3 protein-coding genes and 1 pseudogene are annotated in these 3,850 nt (G+C 61.7%); 3 read left to right on the top strand and 1 reads right to left on the bottom strand.

The window, feature by feature from the left end; genetic code table 11:
• Nucleotides 1-871 (top strand): transposase (locus BN1233_RS31345; RefSeq protein ID WP_046867596.1); only part of this gene is annotated, 871 nt, incomplete at its 5' end.
• Between the two features lie 65 nt (nucleotides 872-936).
• Here the strand turns inward: BN1233_RS31345 and BN1233_RS50040 are convergent.
• A pseudogene (locus BN1233_RS50040) lies at nucleotides 937-1,590 on the bottom strand (IS630 family transposase); the annotation flags it as partial.
• A 232-nt stretch (nucleotides 1,591-1,822) separates the two neighbouring features.
• Between BN1233_RS50040 and BN1233_RS48640 the strand changes: the two are divergent.
• On the top strand, nucleotides 1,823-2,272 hold the full coding sequence (locus tag BN1233_RS48640) for a hypothetical protein (protein WP_046867594.1): 450 nt from the start codon (nucleotides 1,823-1,825) through the stop codon (nucleotides 2,270-2,272).
• Nucleotides 2,273-3,224: 952 nt separating this feature from the next.
• Nucleotides 3,225-3,812: a sulfocyanin-like copper-binding protein gene (locus tag BN1233_RS31330; protein ID WP_046867593.1), complete on the top strand. Its 588-nt coding sequence runs from the start codon at nucleotides 3,225-3,227 to the stop codon at nucleotides 3,810-3,812.
• Nucleotides 3,813-3,850: the final 38 nt, after the last annotated feature.

The raw sequence follows: 3,850 nt of genomic DNA, 5'->3' as shown, positions 1-3,850 counted from the left end.
GGTTGCCGACCGCTGGCATCTAATGGAGAACGCGAGCCGCGCCTTTCTGGAGGCTGTCCGCAAGTCAATGCGCCAGATCCGCCAGATCATCGGATCGGCAACGATCAACCCGGAGCTCCTCACCTGTGCCGAACGCGTCCAGTCCGAGGGCTACTGGCGCCGTGAAGAGACCAACGCAACGGTGATGGCTCTCGGAGCAGAAAGCATCCCGATCAAGCAAATCGTCCGGCGAACAGGGCTGAGCCGCGGCACAGTACGACAGATCCTACGGGGTGGCCGGAGCGATGTCTTCCGTCAGCGGGAGAGCAGCCTTGAGACCTACTGGCCGCGGCTCGAGGCTCTCTGGACTGGCGAATGCCGCAATGGCGCCGAGTTCTGGCGGCGTCTGCGGGCCAGCGGCTTTCGCGGTTCGCTGCGCGTTGTGGGGGAATGGACGACCCGCCGCCGTCGGGCTGAACGGATCGGAGACGAGCAGCTTCAGCGCATTCCGTCAGCCAGAACCATCGCCCGGCTGATGAGTATGGGGCGAGACATGCTCACTAAGGCGGAAACCATGACCATCGCAGCCATCGAAAGCGGCGTACCAGCTCTCGTCGGGGCCCGCGACACAGTTGAGGAATTCCAGAACCTGATCCGGAGTGGCCGCGAGGCTGGCCTGACTTCATGGATTGCCCGAGCGCGTCAGAGCCTCGTGGCCTCGTTCGCCAATGGCATCGCCAAGGATGAGGCAGCCGTTCGTGCGGCGATCAGGCTGCCGTGGTCGAACGGGCAGACCGAAGGCCAGATCACGAAACTCAAGCTCGTGAAGCGCCAGATGTACGGCAGAGGCCATCTCGACCTCCTGCAAGCCAGAGTCGTTGGGACGGAATGACAGCTTACGACGACTGGTGCACCCAAACTGCGTCAGAGCCAAAATTGCACGCCTAAACACAATTAGGCGCTCTCGTGGCGTCGTTCGGCGGGCTGACGTGGTCGCGTACCGCGCCTTGCCCATTGCCGCACCAACCCGCTCTTCTGGCCGATCCGGGCTTCGTCTTGGAACCAGATCTCGATCGGCGTGGCGGCCGGCACCCCCGCCAAGTGCGCCTTCAGGGTGCGGGGAAAGTTTTTTGAACGCCTCGACGATCTTCGCATCCTGCGCCGGGTGACGCGGCCGCGCGCTCACATGCGAGAAGCCCAGCCTCTTCAGAAGGGTCGAGACATGGCGCTCGTGATAGGCGACGCCGAAGCGGTCCTCGATGACCTTCTTGAGATCGATGCGCCGCCAGCGCACGACGCCGTCGACGGCAGGATCGGGACCGGTCTCGACAACCTCTGCCAGCTCAGCGAGTTGCTCGGGTGAGAGCCTCGCCCGGGGCCGCTCGACCAGGAGAAGGCCGTCCGGCCCGGCCGCGTTGAAGCGATGAACCCAGTCGCGCAAGGCTGCCTGTCCATGCCGCCGATCCTGGCCGCCTCCGCTCGGCTCATGCCTGCGCGCACCGCCGCAAGCGACAAGAGCCGGCTGCTCTGCCGCGTGTCCTTCGACCTCCGCGCCAGCCGCCGAAGCTCCGCCGCCGAATAGTCTGCCCGCATCAGCACCGCCGATCCCATGCCCGAATCCTCCTTCGCCCAAGGAATCACGCTTACGAGCGAGGGGAATCGCCCAGAGAGTTAGATGCCAGCGCCCCTAGTATCAGCTCCTCGAGACCATCTCCCGTGACATCGCCAAGCAGCCCTACGAAACTGCCAAGGCCTTCTGGGAGCGGCGGGAGAAGACCTGAGGGGTAGCATATGCCGCAATCCGCGCCGCGCCTTTAACTAGCACGGCAACGAGATCCCGCCCATGCAACACTCGCGCCCCGATCTTCTCGCCTTCGCCCGCCGCTACGCGGACTTCATCGAGGATGCGGAGGAGATCGCGCGCTACTACCGCGCGGCGCAGAGGGGCACGCCCGCAGCGTTCCTCCAGACACACTGTGCCCTGGTCGAGTTCGTCGTCGCCAAGGTACAATATTTACGGACCGAAGTACCTCCGCATTCCTGCTGCAAGGTCGATCACATAATTGATCCGAGCACGCCGGTTCGCCTCACCACTCCAATGCTTAGGAGCCCGCACGTTGACCACTTGTTTAATCTCGGAAAGGAAAGCCTTCTTATTCGCTGCGGCATAACCGAGGCCGAAACCCGTGGCCAAACCACGATTGAAGGCTTTCGCTCCAATTACGTCCATCTGGGAGTCGACCACATTGGCCCAGATTACCTTCTTTATCCCGAAGTGATCTGCAACTTGTGAGGCGTTCCAGCCTAGAAGTGCACCGACAAAGCCTTGAGCAAATCCCGATGCTGCACTCTCGTTCGCGTGGACCTCGCGCGCTTCGTAATACCCTGCGCCAAGAGCCAGATACGACCCTACCCACGTTGCGGCTACTGAGGCCGCGCCTGCGACGAACCCAACTTGAGCTACAGCACCACCTGCCCCTGCAGCTGATGCCTCACCCATTGGAGTCATCACGGCGTCTACTGTACCGGTAACCACCCCGACTACGTCGGCAGTCTTGACTCCCCAGTGCGCACCGACGTCGCGCACCTTGACACCATTAGCCGCTAGATATTCACGAAGGCCAGACATCTGGACAATTTTCCCTGTTTGGCCGGGTCAGTTCCAGAACCCGGCGGGCATACGCTCCCCGCCGATCGCCACCGTACCATGCTGCCCCCCGAGCGCGCGTGAGAAAGGGCACAGCACCACTTGTAGAAAACGCAAGTTCGGGCGGGCAACCTACCGGAACCGGCGAACACCGAACCACGGCTCGCAAGCGATGCCGTCGGCGTCGAGATGCGGCGCGCGAAGCGGTCGAGCGCCGGAAAAGATCATGAACGAAACGCAGTGGCCGGCGCCGTAGGATTACGACGCCGTGTGAGGTCGGATCAAAAGCGCAAAGCACGCTCTTGATCAGGTCGTTGACTCTTAAGGATCTATCCGCGCCGCCGAAACTTGCCCTGTTCGGGCGAGTTACCGAACGCTTTCCGCCGCGAAAAGCGTCTTCCGCACGGGGAAATCTGGTCACTTTGTCCAGATTTCCCCGTGCGTCCGTTCAAGTGGGAAGATTTCCCTCTTGAACACCCCGCCCCTCCCGCGCGCGAGGCGGATTCCGAGAAGCGCCTTTACGGAAAGGTCAAATTGCGAGCATGGCGGGATGAGCGTAACCTAAGTGCTGCATCGACCTCTGTCGGGGGAGGATCACATGTTGGCACGCTTTGCCCAACTTGCTCCCGTTGCTCTCACGTTGAGCCTGTTTCCCGGAGCGGCACAGGCCGGCGAGCCCTTCGTTCCAAGCTGGATCAAGAATGACCCTGCCGCCAAGTCAGCAGCGGTGGAGATCATTGCAGATTGGAACGTGGTCGCTCGTTACGCCAAGGAAAACGTTCGAACCGACATCATGGACTTCAACGGCTACTGGGGCGGCAATCTCACACTGGCCGTGCCGACAGGCTGGTCGGTGAGGATCGAGTTCATCAATCATTCCAGTATGATCAAACACAGCCTCATGGTGACCAGGACCTACACCCAGTTAGAGATGCCCATAAAGTTGCGGGAGGAAGACGCCATATGGGGTGCTTACGTCGATCCAGGCGGCATCTGGCCCCAGCATGACGCGCAACTCAACTTTGTTGCAAAACAATCCGGGAGCTACTTCCTCGCCTGTCCGAGGGAGAACCATCTCAGAGATGGCCAGTGGATCGGCTTTGAGGTGAGGGACGGTCTTGAGCAGGCCATGGCAATCGTCCACGAGGACAAGTTCCCGCCGGAGGACCCTCCGGGACGGCTCTAGGGCATTTGGAATTGCGCAGGCGGGAAGAGCCTGCGTCT

Origin of the sequence: Microvirga massiliensis (genome assembly GCF_001006805.1) — a bacterium.
Lineage (GTDB): Bacteria > Pseudomonadota > Alphaproteobacteria > Rhizobiales > Beijerinckiaceae > Microvirga > Microvirga massiliensis.
The sequence above is the reverse complement of the archived record's forward strand: the minus strand, read 5'-3'. Positions and strand labels throughout refer to the sequence as shown.

Bases quoted from the DNA above. Each gene is read 5' to 3' on its own strand.
- BN1233_RS31330 (WP_046867593.1), top strand. From the start codon at position 3,225: ATGTTGGCACGCTTTGCCCAACTTGCTCCCGTTGCTCTCACGTTGAGC.
- BN1233_RS48640 (WP_046867594.1), top strand. From the start codon at position 1,823: ATGCAACACTCGCGCCCCGATCTTCTCGCCTTCGCCCGCCGCTACGCG.